Genomic DNA, 24,521 nt, shown 5'->3' on the forward strand with positions numbered 1-24,521 from the left:
TCCCCAACTATTTACCTTCTGTGCTGATTAACTAGCGCACAGTGCACGAAAATCATGGCACTCGGCGAGTGGCGATCAACCGCCGAGCGCGATAATCGCATTGACCAATACCGCACCGATAATCGCAAACGAGGTACCGTAGATAAACCAGTTGCCCCCCGCATGGCGCCCCAACACTACGCCGCAGATAAACAGCAACGCCACCGCCACCCAGTTAGAAATGCGTAGTGCCAGCACCGCTTCGGGAATAAATATAAACGGAATGACGATAGGAAATGTTGCCAGCACCACTAGTGCGAACACACAGACCGCAGAGATCAAATCCTGCAGTCCCAGTCTCGGACGCGCCGTCATCGATATCTTGAGTAGAGACTGGCGCAACGTCTCGAGCGCGGCGGGAGTGACCACCACCGCGAGTCGCTCCGGTAGCAGGTCGGCAATCTGTTTTTGACCGGCGCGCGCATCGGGAGTGTCTTGTAGTCGGCGCAACATAGTGTAACCGCGGTGGCGTTCAGTCACTGTGCTAATGAGGAAGATCACCGCGTCCGCCAGACCCCACGCCAAATTACAACCGAGGGCGGCGACCAACATAGACTTCACCTCTTCCTGATCGGCGGAGGCGACACTGAGCGTGCCAGTAAAAGTCAGCGCCATTAAGGCGCCAAATGCGATCTCGGATATTCGTTGGACTGGGTCTAGTATTCGGGTGCGTTTTTCATTGTCAGTCGCATTAGGGTTAGCCATAGGGGCTCCAAGGGTTATTACTCAAACCTTCCAGTCAAGCGCTTGCCGATCTAAACCGAGTATTTGCAGTACTCATAGTGCTTGGGATTTAAAACGGCCTGCACAAAACGCACCTTTATACTTATCTGTAAAATTAGCCTTACTAGCGATACCTTTATTTAAACAACGCCTAAACCAAGGGAGACTAAATGAATCGCAAAGACCACTCGGTAGCAATACATCGAGTAACACCATCTCGCCATCGGATTAACTATCCGATACAGGCCTATATAGACCTATGCAGATCAGTGTTGATTAGGCTCATTTTATCGACAACGCTATCAGGTCTATACTCTTAACTTTACAGGTAACCTCACTGGTAACTTCACTCTTAACGTCATACTTAAGTTAGCCCAGTGAGCTAATCTTTATCATACTGAAATGCCCTTCTCACACAGTGATTTATCACAGGAGAAAAGGCTTTGCAGTCTCATCAGCCCAAAGTATTCTGCCCGGGGTAATCACAAACTCAAGATAGACAAGATCAGGATAATTTAAAGCCTAGTAGAGGGTATTCAAAAACACAAAATGCGGCATCGGCCCCACTTTCCACCTTAAAGTTAACTCTGCTCCCACTGATTAACTGATTTACTTATTGAAGAAGAAAAATATCACCATCACCCCCTCGGAGGGCTTATCATGCTGCTCCTTGGTCGTGTTCTACAAACCGAGAACTGGTGACATAGCTCTGGTGACATAGCTCTGGTGACATTGAGACAGTGACATAGAGACAGTGACAATTGAACATTGCTGACATGGATGGCGTCGCACCGACAAGCTGCTCGCCATGCCCTTGACCGTTCTACCCGGCTAATCTGCGGAGTTTGCAAGTATGGAACAGTTTTACCAACTGGCTCACGCCTTTATGAATCACGATCTGAACACCCTTTCCGATCCTAAGATGGCTTTCATGATCTGCGGTGTGATTTTGACGTTTCTGGTACTGGAAAACGGATTCATTCCAACCGCCTTTCTGCCCGGCGACAGCCTGCTGATCCTCACCGGCGTGCTCATTTATCAAGATGTATTGTCCCTCGGGGTGATCCCGCTGCTGATCATGGCCACCTTTATTGGCACTTGGCTCGGCTATATGCAGGGGCGCTTCCTCGGCCATACCCAGATGTATCATAGGCTGATGTCCCATGTGGAAGACAGGCACAAGGAGAAGGTCTACTACCTGCTGGACAAGTACGGCATCCTGACCCTGATCACCGCCCGTTACATCGCCTTCGTGCGCACCGCCTATCCCTATATCGTCGGCGCGACTGAACTGCCGCAGGGACGCTTTCTTATCGTCAATCTGATCAGCTCCATCATGTGGATCTGCCCGCTGGTTGGGTTCGGTTATTACCTGAGCCACACCAAACTGGCAGCGGAATACCAGTCACAGTTCCTCAATTTCATCATCTATCTGCCAGTGGTGTTACTTGTGGGCGGCATGGTGGCACTGGTGTGGCGCTGGATAAGCAAACGCAAGGCCGCGCAGCCACGGGATTGACCCCTAGCGCAATGCCCAAGCGTGAAATAACTGGGTCAGAGTCAACGTCCAAATGAGTTACAGGCGGCGCAATGATTTAGGATTGGCATAACTCCACTCTCAAGGGTTACAGCGAATTAAGTATTGCTACGCCCAACACCTTCTAAACAAAATGAGTAAAAGGCTAGCGATGGGAACCATAGCTAGCCTTAGGTACCAATCTCAGTCTTCCTTACGTCATAGCTTGCGTTCTAGTTTATCCGCAAGATAGTCATCTAATTCAGCAAGAGGGATGTGAGTCATAACGCCGTCTTTGCGACACTTAACTGCAACCCTATTTTCAGCCTCTTCCTTATCCCCAACAGTCAAAATGTAAGGCATTTTTTGCTTGTGAAAACGTTTCATTTTGCGGGCAACTGAGTTTTGACTGATATCAACCAACACTCGCATGTCTCGTGCTAAACATAGTGCCTCTAGCTGGCGGACAAATTGGCTGTTTGACTCATTCACTGAGGCGATAGCGACAGGTACAGGATGTAACCAATCCGGGAGATTGCCCTGTGATACTTCCAAGAGGATCCCTAGCCAACGCTCGATAGAGCCATACATAGCTTGGTGCATAATCACTGGCCGTTCGAATTCACCTTGCTCATTGGTGTAGTGAACATCGAATCTTTCTGGCAAATTAAAATCAAACTGGATAGTGCCACACTGCCAGCGTCTTCCCATAGAATCTGTCAGTGACAGTTCAATTTTGGGGCCATAAAAAGCCCCTTCGCCAGCTTGATACTCGGCATCAAAGCCCTCTATCTGGCAGGCTGAATCCAATAGCTTTTGCGCTCGACACCATTGCTCATCACTGCCTAATGCCTTCTCAGGTTTAGTCGATATTTTTACGTCTAAATTATGGTAACCGTAATCGCCATAAACCTGCTTTGCCCGTTGGAGAAAGCCACATATCTCCACTTCCGCCTGGGACCAACAACAAAAAACATGGGCATCATCCTGAGTGAACTGGCGTGCGCGTAGGCAACCATTTAACGAGCCAGAGGATTCATTGCGGTGAACTAAGCCAAACTCAAATAGTCGCAGTGGCAAATCTCTATGGCTATGTACCCCACGCTTAAACAGCAAAATATGGGCAGGACAAGACATAGGTTTTAAAACATATTCATCGATGTTTTCCTTTCCGCCACCGAAAAACATGTTGTCTACAAACATGTCCATATGCCCAGACGTTTGCCATAACTCCTTCTTCATAAAAACAGGCGTGTTCACCTCCTCAAAACCATTGCGGCGATACACGCGCCTCATGTGCTCTTGAATATCTCGGAATAACGCCCAGCCATTCGGGTGCCAAAAAATCATACCTGGCGCCTGTGGTTCAGAGTGAAACAGGTCAAGTTGTTCTGCAATTTCGCGATGTGTTTTCATCATTCTCTCCTGAGTTAAATCTGAGTTAAATCTGAGCGAAATACAAAACCAAGGTATAAAAAAACCCCCTGGCGATTTCGCTCAGAGGGTTTTTTTAAAGACGCAAAAAACTACCCCCCGAGAATTCTCGTGGTGGTAGTGGTGGTGTTAATTGCGCTTACGTATATTTTGTTCATGGGCCAGTAATAACAAATCAACCCTATCGCAGCAAGCATTTTGTTTATAAATCCCCCTGTATCGCGTTAGCTTCTGGTCACTTGCATGGCGTCCACAGGCATGGCATCACATGACTATTCACTTTCAATATCAGTAAGTCAGCACTGTCATTCCAGTGACTCGGTGAATGGAAACCTCGGGTTTCTGCGCTTATGAACGAGAGCCATGGAAGGCGAACTGGCAGTTAAATAGGGATATTGCTCAAGTCCGTATATGCTCGAAGTACTTAATCTTGTTTAATTTCTGTGTATATCTGCGGGCTCGCAAGAACACAGATAAGAACTTAAAACGCAACGATACAAATAATGCCTGTCAGATCTTTTCCCCAGAGTAACTTGTACACAAGTCATTCTTTAAAATCAGTTTTGTGATAAAACGCATTGATTAAACCGCATAACGCAGGTTAAAGTGTGACCACTAAGGAAAAGCAGAGCCACACTCGAACGCCAATATCGAGCACGCTATTTAGGGATGAAGCAGCCAATCAATTCTTTTAAAAAGTTTACTCTGACCCCACTTATTTCAATAGCAATTTGCCCATTGAAAGCGACTCATAGAGAGCTGTATGACTGGAAAGAAAAAACCTAACGGTTATTGGACTAAAGAACGCTCTAGTGACGAAGCGCTTAAATATCAAAGCCGAAGCGAATTCAAAAAAATGAGTAGATCCGCTTTTGCTTCTGCCCAAAAACATGGTTGGTTAGATGAAATTTGCAGCCATATGCAGCTCAAGAAAAGGTCAAATGGGTACTGGACAAAAGAATTATGTGCACACGAAGCACTAAGATATACCTCTAGAACTAATTTTCAAGTGGGAAGCAACTCTGCTTATAGTAGATCACATAAAGAAGGTTGGCTTGATGAAATATGTCATCACATGCCAACAAATAAACTCATCAAGGAATTTGTGACAAAAGATACTTGCGCAGTTCAAGCTCTTAAATATCAATCTAGAAGTGAATTTAAGAGAGAGTATTTTAATGCCTATAAGGTTGCTCGAATCAATGGCTGGCTTGATGATGTGTGCAGACATATGACTTCTAGAGGGGGCTGGGACAAGAAAAACTGTGCTGAAGCAGCACTGAAATATGAATCTAAAAAAGCATTTAGAGGAGGTTGCTTAGCTGCTTACAATTATGCATCCAAAAAAGGTTGGCTTGATGACATTTGCATGCATATGGAGGCTACTCGAAAGCCTAGAGCTTTCTGGTCTAAAGAAATATGTCGTGATGAAGCGCTGAAATATAATACTCGAAGTGAGTTTGAGAAACGGAGTAAAGCAGCTTATTTCAAAGCTCGTGAAAATGCTTGGTTAGATGAAGTATGTAGCCATATGGAGATGGAGGTAAGAAAAAAGCCTAGCGGTTTTTGGACAAAGGAGCAATGCATCAAGGAAGCTCTTAAATATCAGACCCGCACTGAATTTCTGAAAAACTGTGAGTCGGCACATAGTAAAGCACGCAAAAATGGTTGGTTAGATGAAGTATGTAGCCATATGGTTAGTCTAATAAAACCTTCAGGCTATTGGAATCAGGAACGATGTGCTTCTGAAGCATTAAACTATTCGACTAGGCTTAATTTTCAAAAAGAAAGTGAAGCTGCTTATTCTGCTGCCAGAAAAAATAGATGGCTCAATACTATCTGTAGTCATATGGTTGAATTTAGTAAACCAAATGGTTACTGGACCAAAGATCGTTGTCTAGAAGAGGCGAAAAAATATGAGACTCGAACGGACTTCATAACTGGTTGCAATGGTGCATATAAAGTTGCTTCCAAAGAAGGGTGGCTTGATGAAATTTTTGCTCATATGGTACCCATTGGTCATATGTATCTTCGAGGGTTGTATTTGATTGTTAATAAAAGACTAAATATGGCTTATATTGGATTGACTTCTAATTTTGAGCGGCGCAAACAAGAGCATTTAAAAGGAAAGGGAAATAGGACTAATTCTACCGAAATAATAAATGAGGAAGATACTGAATTTATACCTCTGACTGATTATGTTAGCGTTGAGCAAGCTGCAGATCTTGAATTGAAGTTTGTTGATGAGTATGAAAAGCAAGGCTATTTATTGCTTAACGATAAAAGCAGGATTGGAGGATTAGGAGGTTCCAGTTTAAAGTGGACAGAAGAACTTTGTCGAGAAGAAGCGCTTAAATACCAAACGCGATATGATTTCCAAAAAGGGAATAGAAAAGCTCATGCTGCGGCTCAGCGGCAGGGAATTCTTGAGCAAATATGTGTTCACATGATCGTGCCAAAGCGACAGATTTATTGGACAAAGGAGCGTCTAGCAAAAGAGGCATTGAAGTACCAAACTCGAGCAGCCTTTTCAAAAGGTAGTGGAAGTGCATATGGTACTGTCCGTAAAAATGGATGGCTTGATGAAATCTGCTCCCATATGGTATTGCAACTAAAATCAGCAGGACATTGGGATAAAGAGCTATGTGCTGCGGAAGCACTTAAGTATCAGAGGCGTTCCTATTTCAAAAAAGCATGTGGAAGTGCATACAATTCAGCTCGTCAAAATGATTGGCTAGAAGAAATATGTGCTCATATGCTGAAATAGGTGAGCTGTAAGAGCTGCAGAAGGCATAACCCTGTGCTCAACTGTTACACCAAAACAGGCATTGTTGCACCAGAGTGAGATTGTTGAACAGAAAACTAAGGCCAAAAAGCCTTCGGTGAGCAGAGTATTGCCTTGACTCACCGGGAGCGTCCATATATGGCCTGATTTATCGCCTGTTGGCATATTACAGCCCATATAGTGCTCTTAATCGTAAAATCTCCTCTAAAAATGGCTCTGTTTCGGGAACCGTCAGAGTTAAAGTAATGGTTACGACAGTCCCTTCCTCATATGAATCAATGTTTTTGATATGGCCTTCAATCGTGCTGTAAAGATTCGCTGAAAATTCCTCGACTTCATGAATGGCATTCGAAGAAAACTCAGATGCCAATTTAATTAGAGGCTCAAACTGGTCATCACTGGACACTCGGAGAAACTGCAACTTCCAATCCAATAATTGTGTATATCCATCACCGATTCTCTTAGCAAGATGAACAATTCGCTTAATATCTCCCGGCTTGCCAGGTTCACCTACTGCTTTTATAAAACCGATATTCAACGCATTAGATAGTTGCTCAACGGTTGTAGTTATCCACCTAAACCGCGAAGAAACCCACGAGGTAACATCGTTGAGTTCTGCCAAGGATATGGGCTCTCCAAAGTTGATACCAAGCTCCGCATCAAGTTGCTTACTACCCTGGGAAGCAATTTCATCAGATAATACCTGAGCAAAAAGCAACCACTCCCAACCAATAGGCTTTTCAACTGCGAGACGAAAGGCCTTAGCCCCTAAGCTAGAAACTATCGGATCACTCTCGTATGTCTTTGCTCGTAGATCTAGGCAATCAGCAAGTAAATAGCTTAATTGCTTTCTCAAGGTGCTAATGATGCTTTGTGCGTTCGAAAATGGAAATACCCATATATCGCCTGAATCTCGTAGATCGGAAATGAATCCAAAAAGCGACGAATTATCAACCGCCGAACTATAATCTGCGTCTGGGTTGGCTTTCCAAATTGGCAGTAATACAAGAATATCTTCTTTTACAAATACGTATTTGGGAATCCCCTTTGCCTTTGCCTCAAAATATTCAAGGTTGGTAATCGATTTACCAGCATCAACAATCGATCCATATCTCCCCCCAATAACAAGAACGAAAATATCTGCACGATTCTTAACTGCTCCCAAACAGTTATTCAACGTACTTTGACTAGGATTTATCGGGAACGAATCAAATTCAGAAAGAATCGGTTCTAATCCGATAGATTCAGAAAAGTCCCTTAAGTCAGCCCGCACTTGGCTAAGGTCATAACAAGTTGAACTAACAAATAGAGTTGTTTTACTTCCTTTTGGCACCTATTGTTCCCCTTAAATGCTAATGTCTTAGTATTTATGCTCTGCGCTGTTTACATCATTAGACCAGTAAAGCGAGTATCGTTAACTAGTTGTATTGCATAAAACTTATCAGTTTTCAGTTGAATATACTATCCAACAACACGCGCATGTTCGGTTTTCAAGTTTATTCGATCAAGCCGTAGAAAAGTTAGTTACTGATTACAAATGTTATAAATATATTTACTTTATGTTGGTGCACAAAAATATTTCCGTTTTGTTCCTCGAATTTGGTCAAATTTAGTTGACCACTACAGTGCTCAACCGTTCCCCCCGAATGTCAGGACAGGCATAACTCTGTACTCAACCGTTACACCCAACGAATGCCAGAAACGAATGCCAGGACAGGCATAACTCTGTACTCAACCGTTCCCCCAAAACAGGCGTTGTTGTACCAGTGACCTTTTAAACAGAGAGCTACCTAGCCAAGCACCAACAGGCCACTTTTAGTGCAGATAGACTCAAGGGCTAGCTAAATTAAGCACTTGCATGTAAGTGACCGTTGGCGGCATGGATGCTCACTCACATCCATATGATCGCGGCATTCGCATATCCATATGCAGCAGATGCCGCCGTCGAGCCCTCATCAGGGATGCTTCTTGTGAAATAAAGGGGTGGCGTGTCACAGGAATGCCAGTCCTTAATCATTGGGAATAGGTCATAGAACCTTTAAGACATAAAAAAAGCGAACCAATCGGTTCGCTTTTTCATGCTTCAAATTCGCTGAAGCCAACTGCACCATAATTGCGTTGCTGGCGAAGCTAATGCAAGGCGGATTGAAAGCTTTCGCGCGGAGTTGACTGGTGTCAAACTCTCTATTTCGAGCTATGCGAAAGCCTCATTCAACGCCGCAGTAGCGAGCCTAAGCAGCAATTATTACTCGTAGTCTTCCATCGGTGCGCATGAGCACATCAAGTTACGGTCGCCGTACACATCATCAATACGGTTCACGGTTGGCCAGAACTTGTTAGTGCGTACTGCTGCACTTGGGAACACGGCCACTTCACGGCTGTATGGACGCGTATCAAACTCTGGATCCATGATATCGGCCATAGTGTGCGGTGCGTTGTGCAGCGGGTTGTTGTCTGCTGGCCATTCACCTGATTCCACTTTGGCGATTTCAGCGCGGATTGACACCATAGCGTCGATGAAACGATCGAGTTCCACCTTAGACTCAGATTCCGTTGGCTCAATCATCAGGGTTCCCGCAACAGGGAAGCTCATGGTTGGTGCATGGAAACCGTAGTCATTCAAACGCTTAGCGATATCCATTTCGGTCACGCCTGAGGCTTCTTTCAGTGGGCGTAGGTCGATAATACATTCGTGCGCCACGCGATCATTACGGCCACGGAACAATACTGGGTAGTGTTCAGACAGCTTCTTCATCACGTAGTTTGCGTTTAACAGCGCAGTTTGAGTCGACTTTTTCAGGCCCTCAGAACCAAGCAGCTTAATGTACATCCAGCTGATTGGCAGAATGCCAGCGCTACCGTAAGGTGCGGCCGATACGGCGCCGTTGTTATCGCTTTCGCGACCCGGTTTAACTACCACGTGACCGGCTACGAACGGCGCTAAGTGTGATTTCACGCCGATTGGGCCCATACCTGGACCACCGCCGCCGTGTGGAATTGCGAAGGTTTTATGCAGGTTAAGGTGTGATACGTCGGCACCGATAAAGCCAGGAGACGTTAAGCCAACCTGAGCGTTCATATTGGCACCGTCTAAATACACTTGACCGCCGTGCTGATGCACTATGTTGCAGATTTCGCGGATAGATTCTTCATACACACCGTGGGTCGATGGGTAAGTGATCATAATACAAGACAGGTTTTCAGCCACTTCGGCGGCTTTCGTCTTCAGATCTTCTAAATCGACGTTACCTTGCTTATCGCACGCCGTTACTACCACTTGCATACCGGCTAATTGCGCCGATGCTGGGTTAGTACCGTGGGCAGATTGCGGGATTAAACAGATGTTTCTGTGGGCATCGCCGCGTGACTCATGGTATTTCTTGATGGCTAATAAGCCAGCGTATTCACCTTGAGCGCCTGAGTTTGGCTGGATACACACGGCATCGTAACCTGTCACGTTCACTAACCAAGTCGACAACTCTTCAATCAACTGGGTGTAGCCTTTGGCTTGATCCAGTGGGCAGAAGGGGTGCATATTAGCAAATTCTGGCCAGCTCACGGGGATCATTTCAACCGCTGCGTTTAACTTCATAGTGCATGAGCCCAGTGAAATCATCGAGTAGTTAAGTGCTAAGTCTTTGTTTTCGAGACGCTTGATATAACGCATCATCTCGGTTTCGCTTTGATAGCGATTGAAGGTTGGGTGGCTTAAAATCGCATCCTGGCGCACGAGTGCAGCAGGAATCGATTGGCTACCTTGGCTAACGATTTGCGCATCTAACGCGGCAACATCTAAGCCATGGCCGGCACCTAAAATCACATCGAACAGCGCTTCGATATCGGTGCGAATAGTGGTTTCATCTAAACTCACGCCCACAGTGCCGTCGGCATCGAAACGTAGGTTCATTTCAGCGGCCAGTGCGCGGGCATTCACGGCAGCAACATCTAAGCCTTTGATGCTAATGGTATCAAACCAAGTGCTGTTCACTAAGCTTACGCCTTTGGCTTGTAAGCCTGCCGCTAAAATGTCGGCGAAACGGTGAATACGTGAAGCAATTGTTTTCAGGCCATCTGGACCGTGGAATACGGCGTAGAAAGACGCCATGTTCGCTAACAGAATTTGCGCGGTACAAATGTTGGAGTTAGCTTTTTCGCGGCGGATATGTTGCTCACGGGTTTGCATCGCCATACGCAGGGCGCGGTTACCACGGGCGTCCTTTGACACACCAATGATACGGCCAGGCATAGAGCGTTTGTGCTCGTCACGGGCAACGAAGAAGGCCGCGTGTGGACCACCAAAGCCCATTGGCACACCAAAACGCTGGGCACTACCGAAGACCACATCGGCGCCCATGGCACCCGGTGATTTCAGTAACACTAACGCCATGATGTCGGCGGCGACGGTCACAACCACGTTTTTAGCGCGTAGTGTGGCGAATAAGTCAGTGAAGTCAGTAACTTGGCCAAAACAGTTTGAATATTGGAACAAAGCACCAAACAGCTCGTGGTTAACGGCGTCAGATGCAGGGCCAACCACGACGTCAAAACCAAAACACTCAGCGCGAGTTTTCACTACGTCTAAGGTTTGTGGGAACACATCATCGGCAACGAAGAAGGTATTGGCTTTTTTGGCTTTAGAAACACGCTTGGCCAGCGCCATGGCTTCGGCAGCGGCGGTCGCTTCGTCTAACAGTGAAGCTGAGGCTAAGTCTAAACCCGTTAAATCCATCGACACTTGTTGGAAGTTTAGAATGGCTTCTAAACGGCCTTGGGCGATTTCTGGCTGATAGGGCGTATAAGCCGTGTACCAACCTGGGTTTTCCAATACGTTACGCAGGATCACGTTTGGCACTTGTGTGCCGTAGTAACCCATACCAATGTAGCTCTTAAATACTTGGTTTTGGTCCGCTAAACCACGGATGTAGGCAATGCCTTCGGCTTCGCCGCAGGAATCACCAATACTCAATTCTTGGCTTAAACGGATCGACTCAGGCACGATTTGCGCGGTTAAATCGTCCAGAGACTCAGCACCAACATAGTTCAGCATGGCTTGCTGTTGGCTGCTATCTGGGCCGATATGACGACGTAGGAATAGATCGTGCTGTTCTAACTGAGTGAGGGTTTGCTTGGTCATGATAAACCTTGTTCCAGATTTGCCGTAACTCAGGACTGTAGGGTACTGATTAACGGGCTGTTGTTATGTCAATCTTGCGCTAAAACAAACGAAGCCCCTTAGGGCTTCGTTAGCGTCGACGATTATTCTTCGTCGATTACAGCTTGGTAGCCTTCGGCATCCAGCAGAGCGTCGACTTCTGCTTCGTCAGAAGGCATCACGCGGAAGAACCAGCCTTCGCCGTAAGCATCGCTGTTAACGAGTTCTGGAGAATCTTCCAGCGCTTCGTTCACGGCAATCACTTCACCAGAAATAGGAGAGTAAATATCAGAGGCCGCTTTTACTGATTCAGCAACGGCGCAGTCATCACCGGCAGTGACAGTGTCGCCAACTTCTGGAAGCTCAACGAAAACCATGTCACCCAATAATTCTTGGGCGTGCTCTGTGATACCTACTGTGTAGCTACCGTCTTCTTCCTTGCGGATCCATTCGTGTGAAGAGGCGTACTTCAGTTCTGTCGGAATATTGCTCATTGTTCTTGTTCCTTGTTCCGTTTTTTTAAAATGCTTGTTTACCGTTGCGCACAAAGTTTGGCGCTACTACTCTAACAGCCACACGCTTTTTACGCATTTCGACTTCCGCCGTATCCCCAATCGAGCTAGGAACACGCGCCATCGCAATAGAATAGCCCAATGTTGGCGAGAAAGTACCGCTGGTAATCACGCCTTGGTGTTCTGTGCCGGCTGCATCGGTGAAAAATACTGGCATATCATGGCGTAACACGCCCTTTTCTTCCATCACTAGACCGACTAATTTGTCGGTGCCCGCATCGCGCAGTGCTTCAAGCGCCTTACGGCCGATAAAGTCACGGTCAGTCGGTTCCCATGCAATGGTCCAGCCCATGTTGGCGGCCAGTGGGTTGATGGTTTCGTCCATATCTAAGCCGTAGAGGTTCATACCGGCTTCGAGACGTAATGTGTCGCGGGCACCTAAACCACAAGGCTTAACACCTTGATCTAATAGAGCTTGCCACAGAGCTTGGGCTTCTTCTTCTGGGACGATAATCTCGTAGCCCGCTTCACCCGTGTAACCTGTAGTGGCGATAAACAGTGAGCCAGCTTGCTTACCGAAGAAGGGCTTCATACCTTCGATGGCGGCGTTTTGCTCAGCGCTGAACACAGCGGCAGCTTTCGCCTTAGCATTAGGACCTTGAACGGCGATCATCGCCAGCTCAGGACGTTCGGTCACAGTGACAGCAAAACCTTGGGCTTGCTTGGCGATCCAAGCTAAGTCTTTTTCGCGGGTCGCAGAATTGACCACAACGCGGTAGAAAGTATCGGTGAGATAGTAAGTGATGAGGTCGTCGATGATGCCAGCATTGTCATCTAACATACCGCCGTATAAGGCTTTACCTGGAACTTTAAGCTTAGCCACATCGTTTGCCAGCAGCTTACGTAAAAATGCACAAGCGTCGCTACCCGTCACATCAACCACAGTCATGTGGGAAACGTCGAACATACCCGCATCTTGACGAACTGCGTGGTGCTCTTCGATTTGTGAGCCATAGTTGAGGGGCATATCCCAACCGTGGAAGTCGACCATCTTAGCGTTTGATTCTAAGTGCTTGTTAAACAGAATAGTTTTATTAGCCATTGTTATCCCTTTTTTGCGGCCTTTTTCAGGTCTCTGCCTAGTGTAGGGTAATGCCAACTGTGTTACATATCTGCAATTCAGCCTTGGACTTTCGCGTTGCATCAACTTAAAAGGATGACCTTTTTGTATCAATGCGCCTTGAATTGAAACGCCTGACTGGTTCTGAATTCATCAGATATCTATCGTGATTGGTATAAATACTAGGGTCTAAAATGCGGCGAAATTATACCTTGCGTCACAAATTTGTATACAGTAGATTTTTCTAATCCGAAGTCTGTGCCATTAGATTTTCTCATCTTTAACATGTAATTTTTTTACATACAAAGACCAGATTTGCACAGCTTACCGCCAATATGCTGATATTAGCGGCAATTCTGGTCACATTAGCGCAACCTAGGCTAACGGCATAACTTAGGCAGCGTCGGCTTATTACCCATGGCCTGTTGCATGAACACTGTTTTCAGCCCAGCGACATTATCGACTAGGTTTAATCCAAGATCGCGCAGCGCTTTTTTAACTGGGTTTGAACCTGCAAATAGGCGTTTGAAGCCTTCCATCGCCGCGATCATCTCCATCGCATCGGCCTTGCGCCAACGTTCCAGCGCGCGCAGCTGCGCATAATCACCGATATCTTTACCCGCTTGCTGTAGCTCGCTGACCACTTGGATAATGCTGGCCGCATCTAAAAAGCCGAGGTTCACCCCTTGGCCTGCGAGCGGATGGATAGTGTGGGCGGCATCGCCTGCCAACACTAAACGGTGGCGGGCAAAATGGCGGGCGTAGCGCATCCGTAATGGAAAGGCTTGACGCTCGCTTTCCAGCTGGCAAATCCCTAAACGACCGTCGAAAGCCGCGGTTAAGTTGCGCTCGAATTGCACTTTATCCATCGCCAGTAATTCAGTGGCGCGCTCGGGCGGCACCGACCAGACGATGGAGCAGAGATTGTCTTCATACAGAGGTAAAAAGGCTAACGGGCCGTCCTGCAAAAACACTTGGCGGGCGGTGGCAAGGTGCGGCATCTCACAGCGAATAGTTGCGACGATTGCGTGGTGGCCGTAATCCCAAAAGGTCAGCGGAATTTTGCACTGCTCGCGCACCCAAGAGTTAGCGCCATCGGCGGCAATCACTAGGGCGGCACTGACGCTTTCTATTTCCGTATCGCCACCATTGGCAAGGGTTAGCCAAGCTTCGCGCTCACCAAAGGCGATGCGTTCTAAGCGTTGGTTTTGGATATGGGTGATATTGTCAAACTCACTGGCACGTTTGGCGAGGGCAAAACTAATGGCATCGTTCTCGATAATCGCCCCTAGGCTGGTTTCACCTATACTGTTGGCATCAAAGGCAATTTTCCCGAAACCATCTTTATCCCACACCGCCATTTTTTGATAGGGCGTAGCGCGGGCAGTGTCTAGATAGGCCCAAGCACCTAAGTGCTCCAACAAACGCTGGCTCGCCTTATTGATGGCGCTCACCCGCAGACGCGGCTCACCGCTCACGGCCTCGGTATGGCCCGCATCGATTACCACAACATTCAAATTGGCCTGGGCCAATCCAATCGCGGTGGCGAGCCCCACCATGCCGCCACCCACAATGGCGATGTCATAGGCTTGTGAACTTAACATGGGTACATCCTTTTCGCGTTGCGATACCAGTAAATTACGGGGTTATTTCCAGCCCATTGCCCTTTGAGCGACGGGGGTTTTCAGTGGCGGAAACCAAGACAGTAAACGTAATCCCAGATTACGCCCAAGGGCCAAGGGCCAGTATTGGTTGGAGAAGCCACGGACTAAAAATTCGATATTACGGATAGTGCTGTTTCTGTCCTGCTCACGGGCATTAAGGTACGCATGGGTCACGGCGGCGGAGCCGATATCCTCACCCTGCGCGAGCGCCGTTTGGAGCACTTCAAGCAAGCTGACCACATCCCTAAGCCCTAGATTAAAGCCCTGCCCAGCAATTGGGTGCAGCGTCTGCGCCGCATTGCCGATAAACACACATCTGTGGTGGATAGGCCTTGGCATATAGGACAAGTTCAGCGGATACGCATGGCGCTCGCTCACATCGAAAAAGGTGCCGGCACGGTAACCAAAGGCCTGTTGCAATGCCGCTAAAAACTCGGCCTTAGGCTCGGCTTGCATCTGTTTAGCCCGCGCATCATCGAGCGCCCAGACTAGGGATAAGCGAGGTTGCCCTTGGCTATCGCCCATAGGCAATAACGCTAAGGGGCCGGTTTCAGTAAATCTTTCGTAGGCCCAGTGCTGATGCTGCTTGTCGGTTTGAATATTGGCGATAATCGCGGTTTGCTCGAAGGCCACTTGGGTCACAGGCAAATTAAAACTGCTGCGCACTTTAGATTGCAAACCATCGGCGGCGACCACAAGTTTGGCTTGAATGCGCTCGCCCGTATCGAGCACTAAGGTGTGGCCTTCGATACCCGCGTCTACTTGGGCAAGCTTGGCGGGGCAATAGAGTTTGACCTCACTGTTATTCAACTCGTTAAACAACACTTGGCCGACACGCTCAAGCTCAACCACTTGGCCTAGGGCATCTAAATGAAACTGCGCCGCGTTTAACTCTGTCATGCCAAAGTGGCCGCGGTCCGACACATGAATATTTTCAATCGCCGTACCCAAATGGGCGAGCTTTTGCCATAAACCTAAACGGGATAATTCGAAGATAGAACCGTGGGCAATAGCAATGGAGCGGGCATCGAATCCGGGGTGGCTTTTATCGGGAACATGGGCCTCGATGAGCGCCACCGAGACTGGGACAGATGTTTGGGAAAGACGGGCGAGTGCTAACGCTAAAGTCGCCCCCGCCATGGCACCGCCTACAATGGCAATGTCGACGTTTTGAACTGAAGTATCCATGTGATTTATGGCCGTCATGGGGTCTCATTCAAGCTATGGCATGGCGATTAAGTGCGTAACGCCATAAATAATAATGCTAGTTACAAAGGCTGGCATTAAGCCCGCCTCTTACGTCCGTATCGCAATACCGCAGTGATCAGTGAATTACCGCCGCATCTTCCTGCTCACCGAGCGGGATCTCTGGGCCAAATTCCGAATAGCACATAATCGCGGCGATACGCACAAACTCCAGTAATTCGATGTAGGCGCTTTCGGATTCTTCATCGTCGGCGACATCAAATTCGACTTGGGCGATTTCGGCGAGATCTTTGATCACTTCGCGCACCTCAACCGAAGCTTGGTTGAGTTTAGGTTGAATAATTGCAATTCCCGTTAGGAAGCTTTGGGTCCATAGGGACAAAGCCTCAACACGCCGACTGAGCGGCTCTTCTTCTTCGGGTAATAACGGCATAAAGCCAAATTCGAAGTCCACTAATCGGGCCACAGAATCTTGGAATAAATCACACACCAGCTGATGCAAAGGCTCAGGTAATGCTTGGCCATCATTCATCAGATCAAATAAAGGTTTTATCCAGATATCACCGGTTTGCTCTACACCGCCGCAGATTAAACCCACTAAGGCGCCGTGAACTTCCACGGGATGTTGGCCGATTTCAGCCGCATCTAAGGCGAGTTTTAAGCTGTCGATACGTAACGAAGGAGGGGTTGCCATATCAGATCCCAATAAGAATTTTCCAGCAGCAATGCTAGCAGAGATAGAGACTTGAACCAACACTGAATCCCGATTCTCGCTCCCTAAGATAAAAATTCCCGCAACTGCTCACACAAGCAGCAAACAAAACGCTGGATAGTCAATCCGATTGCGGCTTACCTTGCACTTTTAATATCAGCCCTATATAGTCCGCCCTATCGCTGCCAACAAAAGGATCTTCCGCGAATGAGTAACAGTGCTGTTGAAATTACCCTACTCGGGCGCACCTACTCTATCGCCTGCCCGAAAGGTCAAGAGGATGCCTTGCGTACCGTTGCCCAAGGGGTTGAACAACAACTCACTTCGGTGAAAAACCGTACTAACAGTTTGAGCCGTGAAGAAATTGCCATTATGGCGGCGCTGAATATTGGACACGAGCTGTACCAAGAAAAGCAGAAAAATAAACATTATATGAAACAAATGGATGACCGCATCAGTCTGTTGCAGTCAACCCTAGAAAACGCCTTAGTTGAGCGTTCAACTAAATAGATTTAAACTGGACAACTCGGCAATTTTGCCACTCGTTTTCGAACAAGCGTTGCACAGTGAATGACTAAACTGGCCTATACTTTTATAGCCAATGCTTTAGTGATTCAATACCGTTTTTGCTCCCTGGGGTGCAGGCCAACTGGTAATGTCCCTGTGCCGATAATTTTGATCTCAGGGTGAATGTTTTACCGACATTGAGCATGCTCGGCTCGTACCGAGAAGCCTTAGGAGGTAATCATTTACCCGCCTTGAACCTACGGTTCAAGGGCTACACCGGTAGCGGCATTCTGGGGAGCATCTTATTACTATGGTTATTTCTGCCAAGACTTCTGATTCTTGTCCTTCGACTGCAAGCACACGCCTGCCCACAGTGGATAAGGTGAGTCGAGACCAATTAAGAAAAACCATCCGCGCCGCCCGTAAATCCCTATCAGTCGCAGAGCAAAGTCAAGCAAGCATTAACGCCTGCCAACGTATGCTCGATGCGTTGAAAGTGAACCAAGTTAAGCATGTCGCCCTCTATTTAACCCATGATGGTGAGCTGGCTACGCCGCCGCTAATCGAAGCACTTTGGCAGCTTGGCATTCAAACTTATCTCCCAAGATTGCACCCCTTTAATGCGGGGCAATTAGTGTTTCTCCATTACAGCGCAAACACCCCCATGCAGCCCAATCAATTTGGGATCTTAGAACCTAAGCTTGATGTGCGCGCCATTATGCAGATAGAACGCCTCGATGTGGTAATCACACCGCTAGTTGCCTTTGATTTAAAAGGCAATCGCATGGGCATGGGCGGCGGCTACTACGATAGGACTCTGGCGAATTGGCAAGATAAAGGGAAACCTTTGCCTATGGGTTATGCCCATGATTGCCAGCAAGTAACCCGTTTACCCTGCGAGCATTGGGATGTGCCCTTGCCCTTTATCATCACCCCGAGTCGAGTGCTGAAGTTTTAAAAAAGAAGGATCTAGGTGATAGGGCCTAGGGCCTAGAACCTAAAATCTAGATTCTCTTTTACCTTAAATGCCGTCCACCATCGACATTATGGCTGCGCCCCGTGACATAGCGACTATCGAGCAGATACTCGACTAAAGCGATAATCTCCTGATTGCCTGCTTCCTTTGGCAGAATCGCCTTAGCTAAAGTCTTTTGCCGATAGGCTGCATCATCACCTTGATTAAATAGGATCATCGCCGGCGCGATAGCGTTCACTTTCACTTCGGGTGCAAATTTGGCGGCAAAGGATAGCGTCATATTGTGCAAAGCGGCTTTACTGGCGGCGTAGGCGATGTGTTTGGCACTGCCCTTTTCGGCCACATAGTCCGTAATATGGATCACATCACTTGCACCTATCTCGCCTTCGGCCCCCGCTCGTAACTGTGACTCTAAGGCTAGATTCAACTGATAGGGCACGCTTACATGCACCTGCATCATTCGCTGCAACACCTCGTGGGCAGCGAGGGATGGGCTGTTATCCGCCAGCCAATCCGATGCATTATGGATAATAGCGCGAAACTTTGGGTACTGGCTTAATTGTTCAATGAGGGTTTGTACCTGAGCGTTATCGTAGAAATCACCTTGGATTAAGGTCGCACCAAGGGCTTGTAACTCATCAATGCTGGAATAATGGCTGCGATAGGTGCCAATCACCTGCTGACCTTGGGCGAGAAAGTGTTTAGCAAGGGCGTAACCTATGCGCTTACCCACGCCTGTGATAATAATGGGAGATGTCATAGCTATCCTTCATTTTTAGTCAGTGACTTACTAGGTGGTAAGCCGCTCACTTAACAATAGGCAATCAGGTTAAACTGATGAATAACCAAGATGTTACTGCACTCATTTGAATTTAACCTAGCAAAAAGCCAAATAAGATACTGAACCAATCTAAAATCAGCTGAGATCTAAAACCTTTGGCACTGCGTATAGGGTAAAAGAAAACCAAGTTTAGTGACCAAGCCAAATGCTTTAACTAAGTGTGTGCTCAAGTCATCAGAGGTGACCCGATGGAACTGCGGATTTTTTACGATGGTAACTGTCCATTATGTAGCGCCGAAATGCGCCAACTGAAGGAGCGTGATCCCAAGGACTTAATCGCGCTAGAAGATTTAAATGCGCCCGACTTTAGCGAACGTTTCAGCCATATAGATAAAGACTATGCCAATACTATTCTCCACGGTGAAACCGCAGCGGGCAAAGTCTTACTCGGATTAGATGTCACCTGTAAAGCGTGGGCGTTAACTGGCACACGTTCTTGGGTACAAGTATTACGCCTACCCGTAATTAAACCCATTGCCGATTGGTGTTATCTAAGATTCGCAAGACACAGGTATCGCATCTCTTATTTACTGACGGGCAAAGCCCGCTGCAATGATAATTGCCAACTGCCCACTCAGCGTCGCTGAATGAGAAGTGAAAGTGTAAAATGCAGGCATAAAAAAACGGAGCTTAATGGCTCCGTTTTTATTCGTCATAACCTAAACAGATTATCCGAAATATTATTTAACGAAATCAACGCCTAGTTTGATATCGCCCTTCAGCGTATCTAACATTGAATCACGGGCGTTAGCTTCGAATGCACTCACTTCACCGTAAGGCAGTACTTTTTCAATACCATTTTTGCCTAACAGCACAGGTTGTGCGAAGAATTCTGCGTGCTCGCTGCCGCCGTCAACATAGGCACATTCAACGATGTTAGCTTCGCCTTGCAGACCACGAACCAGAGACAGACCGAAACGGCAAGCTGCTTGACCCATAGACAGAGTCGCGCTACCGCCACCGGCTTTAGCTTCAACCACTTCAGTACCCGCGTTTTGGATGCGAGTCGTCATAGTTGCCACTTCTTCGTCAGTGAAAGTCACGCCTTCAACTTGAGACAGCAATGGCAGAATGGTCACGCCACTGTGGCCGCCAATCACGTTTACTTTAACGTCAGCAACGTTTAAGCCTTTTAATTCGGCAATAAAGGTTTCTGAACGAATAACGTCAAGGGTAGTCACACCGAATAAACGGTTTTTGTCGTAAACGCCGGCTTTTTTCATCACTTCTGCTGCGATAGCAACAGTAGTGTTTACTGGGTTAGTGATAATACCAACCAAAGCTTTAGGACAAGTCGCAGCCACTTTCTCAATCAGGTTACGTACGATACCTGCGTTGATATTGAACAGATCTGAGCGATCCATACCTGGCTTACGTGCAACACCAGCAGAGATCAATACAACATCAGCACCAACCAGTGCAGGTGTTGGATCTTCGCCAGCAAAACCTTTGATTTCAACAGCAGTTGGGATGTGGCTCAAGTCAACCGCAACACCCGGAGTGACCGGTGCGATATCGTATAGAGACAATTGTGAACCCGCAGGCAGTTGAGTTTTTAACAGTAGGGCAAGAGCCTGGCCGATACCACCAGCAGCACCAAGTACAGCAACTTTCATAGTTATCTCCGTTATTTCTCGGATATGTGTGACATGGATCTAATTTGCGTTGGCGTCACATTACTGGAATGTCACGCTAATTTCAATTATCCCTTAGTCGTGGAGCCAAAGATTTATCCCAATCCCACCCTTGAACCTTAAATCTTGGCGTTATTATGGCGAGTCCTAGTGCAGAATACGGTATAAAAGTGAATTTTTATTCAACCAATCTGGTTATTTGTTGACAATTTTTCTAAAACTATTCAAAATGAGCCTGTTTTTTTGAATAACGAATAATAAAATTATGCAAACGACCAAGAATCAGGATGACCTTGTTAGAATTTTTAAGTCGATTTTAAAAGAAGAGCGTTTTGGCTCTCAGAGTGAAATCGTCGCCGCCTTGCAAGCAGAAGGCTTTGGTAATATTAACCAATCGAAAGTATCGCGCATGCTCAGCAAGTTCGGTGCAGTGCGGACGCGCAACGCTAAGCAAGAAATGGTGTATTGCTTACCGGCCGAATTAGGCGTGCCCACCGCGGGCAGCCCATTAAAGAATTTGGTGCTCGATGTTGACCATAACCAAGCGATGATTGTTGTGCGCACCAGCCCTGGCGCCGCCCAATTAATTGCCCGTTTATTGGACTCCATTGGTAAACCCGAAGGGATTTTGGGAACCATTGCCGGAGATGACACTATCTTTATTTGTCCATCCAGCATCCAAGATATCGCCGACACCTTAGAAACCATCAAATCTTTATTCAATTACGCAGAATAAAAAAACAGGTCAGCTTGCTGACCTGTTCTATTTTAGCTGTACGTTTTTAAGTGCAATATATAGCGCTGGTTATTTGGCCATTGTCCCGATTACGTTACACATTCCAGCATAATCTCTAACTCAACAATCTCTAACTCAACAATCTCTAACTCAACTATATCTAACTCAACTATCTCTAACTCAACTATATCTAATTCAACTGTAGCGATATCAGTAAGCCACACTGATCCGCTGATTGGGATGCGCTGCCTTTTCGGCTTCATCGAGCATGGCTTTGGCGTAATCGGTAACTGAGATACGGCTCTGTCCGTTCGCATCGGTAAAAAAGCTATCACCACCAAGACGGTACGGGCCTTCACTCTCACCGGGATAAATCTCAGCGGCTGGGCTGACAAACGTCCAATTGATTGCCGTTTGTGCCGCGCGAAATGCCTTAAGTGCCTCGCCCTGAGCTAGGGCTTCATCTTTATAGGCCGCGGGAAAATCTGGGCTAGAAACCAGTGTCACCCCTGGCGCCACCTCTAAACTCCCGGCACCACCGACCCACAATAAGCGTGGTACTTTTGCCTGCGGCAAGACAGCTAACAGATTGTGCACTGTCTTAGCCACTAAGCTGTGGTTTTGCTCGGCGCGGCCACCCACGGCGGCAATCACTAAGTCGACTCCGGCAAATGTTTCGGCATTTAATGGCTGGGTCAGATCGACACTGCGCACCTCTGACACTGCCGCGCCAACCTTAGCTGGATCTCGCACCAAAGCAACAACGCTATGACCACGACTCAAGGCTTCATTAAGAATGGTGCCACCAATCCAACCGGATGCGCCTAATACTGCAATTTTCATCTGATAAGTCTCTCTACTGATTTATATTGAGCTCAGTTTACTTGAGACACTTCACGTGATAAATATCAATAAATGAGCAAGATTGTTTCAGATTGAGATACTAATATGGATAAAATTGCGGCAATACGTAGCTTTGTCGAAGTGGCAAACTGCGGTAGCTTTACCAAAGCTGCAGAACATTTAGACCTCAGCCGCCTGCAGGTGTCCCGCCATATTCAAGAAGTCGAACAGTGGCTTAATCTGCGTTTATTACACCGCACCACCCGCAGTGTGAGCCTCACCCTGCAGGGGGAAGAAGCACTACATTATTGTCAGCGCGTTTTAAGCGAAGTTGCCGCTATGGAGAGCCGCGCCCATAGCCATAATACTGAGCTGGTTGGCAGTATTCGCATCGCCACGCCCATTGGCCTTGGTCAGCACAGCCTGTTTGATGTCGTCGACCGCTTTATTAAGTTACATCCTAAAGTGAATATTCAATTGGTAATGTCCGACAGCATGGCGCAATTGGTGGATGAAAGGGTCGATGTGGCATTACGTTATACCGAAAGACCCGATGATAGTCTGATTGCGCGTCGGCTGATGACCATAGACGAAGTGCTGTGCGCCTCCCCCAATTACCTCGCGGCGGTTACTCCGCTATCGGCCCCCATAGATCTGCTCGAACATAATTGCCTTATCCATTCGTCACAGCAAAGTTGGCATTTTTTGAAGGAGCAGCAGACTGAGTTGATTAAGCCTAGGGGGAATCTAAAAGCAAACGATATGGGCGTGATATTGAGTGCGACCCTCAGAGGACACGGGATTGCCCGCCTGCCCTGCGACTTAGCCAACCAATACCTTGCCAGTGGCCAACTTATTGAAGTATTACCTGAGTTTACCGCGCCCGGCCAAGCACTGTGGGCCGTATATTTATCCCGTAGCTATCAACAGATTTTAGTCAGAAGCTTTATTGATTTTACCGCCCAGCAATGGCAGTTCGACATTAAAAAATGGACCCATGCCACTTAGCGTTACCCACAAAAAACGCACTTAGCCAGAGTAGCCTAAGTGCTTTATTCTTATATAAAAAACTGATTTAAATTTAGCTTATTCGTCAAATTGCAGCATAAAATCCAAGGCGGGTGCAAAGAAGGATGAGCCCGTCATCGCCTTAGTAAAATGCATCAAATGATCATGATTCCCTTCGCCATCGCCAAACATCATGCTGTGCAGCATCTGCTCAAAATGATCCGGTGTACGGCAGTTAGAGATAAACATCAGTCCCTGCTCTTTAAGCGAGCCATAGGGCATGCTTTGGCGCAAAATCTCAATCGAGTTGCCATCGGCATCCTTAAGATTCACACGTTTAATATGGCTAGTGAGCGGTTTATCTTCCGACGCATATTCAATGTTATCTAGCTTAGTTCGACCGATGATATCTTCTTGCTTTTTAAGCGGTAATCTATGCCACTTACTCAGATTGTGGGCATATTTTTGTACATGGATATAGCTGCCACCCTTAAACTCAGGATCTTCATCCCCCACTAAAGCCACCTCCTGACGGTGACGGCCCTTAGGGTTTTCGGTGCCGTCAACAAATCCGGTCAGATCGCGGCTATCCATAAATCTAAAACCACGTTCTTCTTCGACTAGCTCCACTAAATCTTCAAACATCTGGCTGATTTCGTTGGCGACTAAATGCAGAATATCGTAGCGATCGCAGCGAATATGCACGAATAAATCATATTCAATTGCAGGGGCTTCACGGCTACCCACTTGCATCGCTGGGAAAGGTTTAAGCATTTCGGGGCGAGAATCGGGGTACAGACTGTCCCAATAATTAGCGCCAATTGCGACAAATCCATTGAATGCGCTATCGGAATACTGGTCCGTCAATTCATAAATATACTGCGCTACGTTGGCAATACAGGGACGTAATTGCGACTCAACATTGTCATTGGCGTTAAACATCAAATAGACACTATGTAAGTTCCCCTCTGCACACACACCCAACTGTTCACGCGGCATATTTTGAATATCCATTTGGTTATTACCCTTTTCTAGACTCATTTTCGGCAATATTATCCGCAACTTTACCTGAAAATGACATTAACTAACGCACAGTTTATCCGTCTTTGCCAT

The 24,521-nt window shown here is 47.1% G+C and carries 20 protein-coding genes and 1 other RNA gene; 8 read left to right on the top strand and 13 right to left on the bottom strand.

The features are described 5' to 3' along the window. Window positions 1–75 precede the first annotated feature (75 nt). The gene (locus JFT56_RS16220) at window positions 76–744 is read right to left on the bottom strand and encodes a hypothetical protein (RefSeq protein ID WP_198781035.1); all 669 of its coding nucleotides are present in this window, start codon (window positions 742–744) and stop codon (window positions 76–78) included. Window positions 745–1,615: 871 nt separating this feature from the next. Between JFT56_RS16220 and JFT56_RS16225 the strand changes: the two genes are divergently transcribed. Continuing rightward, complete coding sequence (locus JFT56_RS16225) at window positions 1,616–2,281, top strand: DedA family protein (RefSeq protein ID WP_198781036.1); 666 nt, start codon at window positions 1,616–1,618, stop codon at window positions 2,279–2,281. Between the two features lie 216 nt (window positions 2,282–2,497). On the opposite strand, the gene thrS is transcribed toward JFT56_RS16225, so the two are convergent. After that, window positions 2,498–3,694, bottom strand: a complete 1,197-nt coding sequence (thrS, locus tag JFT56_RS16230; protein ID WP_198781037.1) for a threonine--tRNA ligase — start codon at window positions 3,692–3,694, stop codon at window positions 2,498–2,500. Window positions 3,695–4,475: 781 nt separating this feature from the next. On the opposite strand from thrS, the gene JFT56_RS16235 reads away from it, so the two are divergent. Next, window positions 4,476–6,479 (top strand): GIY-YIG nuclease family protein, encoded by a 2,004-nt coding sequence (locus tag JFT56_RS16235; protein WP_198781038.1) that lies wholly within the window; start codon window positions 4,476–4,478, stop codon window positions 6,477–6,479. Window positions 6,480–6,663: 184 nt separating this feature from the next. Here JFT56_RS16235 and JFT56_RS16240 read toward each other — a convergent pair whose 3' ends face one another. The 7 genes from JFT56_RS16240 to JFT56_RS16270 all read right to left on the bottom strand — a co-directional run bounded on the left by JFT56_RS16240 (window position 6,664) and on the right by JFT56_RS16270 (window position 16,845). Continuing rightward, the gene (locus tag JFT56_RS16240; protein WP_198781039.1) at window positions 6,664–7,830 is read right to left on the bottom strand and encodes a DUF4062 domain-containing protein; all 1,167 of its coding nucleotides are present in this window, start codon (window positions 7,828–7,830) and stop codon (window positions 6,664–6,666) included. Window positions 7,831–8,742: 912 nt separating this feature from the next. Next, window positions 8,743–11,631 (bottom strand): aminomethyl-transferring glycine dehydrogenase, encoded by a 2,889-nt coding sequence (gcvP, locus tag JFT56_RS16245; RefSeq protein WP_198781040.1) that lies wholly within the window; start codon window positions 11,629–11,631, stop codon window positions 8,743–8,745. 122 nt (window positions 11,632–11,753) lie between these two features. Further along, a complete protein-coding gene (gene gcvH / locus JFT56_RS16250; RefSeq protein ID WP_198781041.1) occupies window positions 11,754–12,143 on the bottom strand; it encodes a glycine cleavage system protein GcvH in 390 nt (129 codons plus the stop codon). A 25-nt stretch (window positions 12,144–12,168) separates the two neighbouring features. After that, window positions 12,169–13,263, bottom strand: coding sequence for a glycine cleavage system aminomethyltransferase GcvT (gene gcvT / locus JFT56_RS16255; protein ID WP_198781042.1), 1,095 nt, complete (start codon window positions 13,261–13,263; stop codon window positions 12,169–12,171). Between the two features lie 398 nt (window positions 13,264–13,661). After that, window positions 13,662–14,885, bottom strand: coding sequence for an FAD-dependent oxidoreductase (locus tag JFT56_RS16260; RefSeq protein ID WP_198781043.1), 1,224 nt, complete (start codon window positions 14,883–14,885; stop codon window positions 13,662–13,664). A 42-nt stretch (window positions 14,886–14,927) separates the two neighbouring features. After that, window positions 14,928–16,151, bottom strand: coding sequence for a 2-octaprenyl-6-methoxyphenyl hydroxylase (gene ubiH, locus JFT56_RS16265; RefSeq protein WP_198781044.1), 1,224 nt, complete (start codon window positions 16,149–16,151; stop codon window positions 14,928–14,930). Between the two features lie 118 nt (window positions 16,152–16,269). After that, the gene (locus tag JFT56_RS16270) at window positions 16,270–16,845 is read right to left on the bottom strand and encodes a UPF0149 family protein (protein ID WP_198781045.1); all 576 of its coding nucleotides are present in this window, start codon (window positions 16,843–16,845) and stop codon (window positions 16,270–16,272) included. A gap of 225 nt (window positions 16,846–17,070) precedes the next feature. Here JFT56_RS16270 and JFT56_RS16275 point away from each other — a divergent pair, with 225 nt between their 5' ends. The 3 genes from JFT56_RS16275 (at window position 17,071) to JFT56_RS16285 (ending at window position 18,328) form a co-directional block, all read left to right on the top strand. Then, window positions 17,071–17,373 carry a cell division protein ZapA gene (locus JFT56_RS16275; RefSeq protein WP_007644817.1) on the top strand — a complete coding sequence of 101 codons (303 nt, stop codon included), beginning with the start codon at window positions 17,071–17,073 and terminating at the stop codon, window positions 17,371–17,373. A 117-nt stretch (window positions 17,374–17,490) separates the two neighbouring features. Next, window positions 17,491–17,671: non-coding RNA, 6S RNA (ssrS, locus tag JFT56_RS16280), on the top strand. A 9-nt stretch (window positions 17,672–17,680) separates the two neighbouring features. After that, window positions 17,681–18,328, top strand: a complete 648-nt coding sequence (locus JFT56_RS16285) for a 5-formyltetrahydrofolate cyclo-ligase (RefSeq protein ID WP_198781046.1) — start codon at window positions 17,681–17,683, stop codon at window positions 18,326–18,328. Window positions 18,329–18,386: 58 nt separating this feature from the next. Here JFT56_RS16285 and folM read toward each other — a convergent pair whose 3' ends face one another. Continuing rightward, entirely contained in the window at window positions 18,387–19,106 is a 720-nt protein-coding gene (gene folM / locus JFT56_RS16290; RefSeq protein ID WP_198781047.1) for a dihydromonapterin reductase, read from the bottom strand. A gap of 269 nt (window positions 19,107–19,375) precedes the next feature. Here folM and JFT56_RS16295 point away from each other — a divergent pair, with 269 nt between their 5' ends. Then, window positions 19,376–19,774 (top strand): thiol-disulfide oxidoreductase DCC family protein, encoded by a 399-nt coding sequence (locus JFT56_RS16295; RefSeq protein WP_198781048.1) that lies wholly within the window; start codon window positions 19,376–19,378, stop codon window positions 19,772–19,774. Between the two features lie 93 nt (window positions 19,775–19,867). Here JFT56_RS16295 and mdh read toward each other — a convergent pair whose 3' ends face one another. After that, window positions 19,868–20,803: a malate dehydrogenase gene (gene mdh / locus JFT56_RS16300; RefSeq protein ID WP_198781049.1), complete on the bottom strand. Its 936-nt coding sequence runs from the start codon at window positions 20,801–20,803 to the stop codon at window positions 19,868–19,870. A 283-nt stretch (window positions 20,804–21,086) separates the two neighbouring features. Between mdh and argR the strand changes: the two genes are divergently transcribed. Next, window positions 21,087–21,557: a transcriptional regulator ArgR gene (gene argR / locus JFT56_RS16305; protein ID WP_011788102.1), complete on the top strand. Its 471-nt coding sequence runs from the start codon at window positions 21,087–21,089 to the stop codon at window positions 21,555–21,557. A gap of 210 nt (window positions 21,558–21,767) precedes the next feature. Here argR and JFT56_RS16310 read toward each other — a convergent pair whose 3' ends face one another. Beyond that, window positions 21,768–22,400 carry an NAD(P)-dependent oxidoreductase gene (locus tag JFT56_RS16310; protein WP_198781050.1) on the bottom strand — a complete coding sequence of 211 codons (633 nt, stop codon included), beginning with the start codon at window positions 22,398–22,400 and terminating at the stop codon, window positions 21,768–21,770. 105 nt (window positions 22,401–22,505) lie between these two features. Here JFT56_RS16310 and JFT56_RS16315 point away from each other — a divergent pair, with 105 nt between their 5' ends. Then, window positions 22,506–23,408, top strand: a complete 903-nt coding sequence (locus JFT56_RS16315; RefSeq protein ID WP_198781051.1) for a LysR family transcriptional regulator — start codon at window positions 22,506–22,508, stop codon at window positions 23,406–23,408. Window positions 23,409–23,486: 78 nt separating this feature from the next. Here the strand turns inward: JFT56_RS16315 and JFT56_RS16320 are convergent, their stop codons facing one another. Further along, a complete protein-coding gene (locus tag JFT56_RS16320) occupies window positions 23,487–24,422 on the bottom strand; it encodes a Dyp-type peroxidase (protein WP_198781052.1) in 936 nt (311 codons plus the stop codon). Between the last annotated feature and the right edge of the window lie 99 nt (window positions 24,423–24,521).

The sequence above is a fragment of the Shewanella putrefaciens genome (assembly GCF_016406305.1).
In the GTDB taxonomy this organism is placed as follows: Bacteria; Pseudomonadota; Gammaproteobacteria; order Enterobacterales; family Shewanellaceae; genus Shewanella; species Shewanella putrefaciens_C.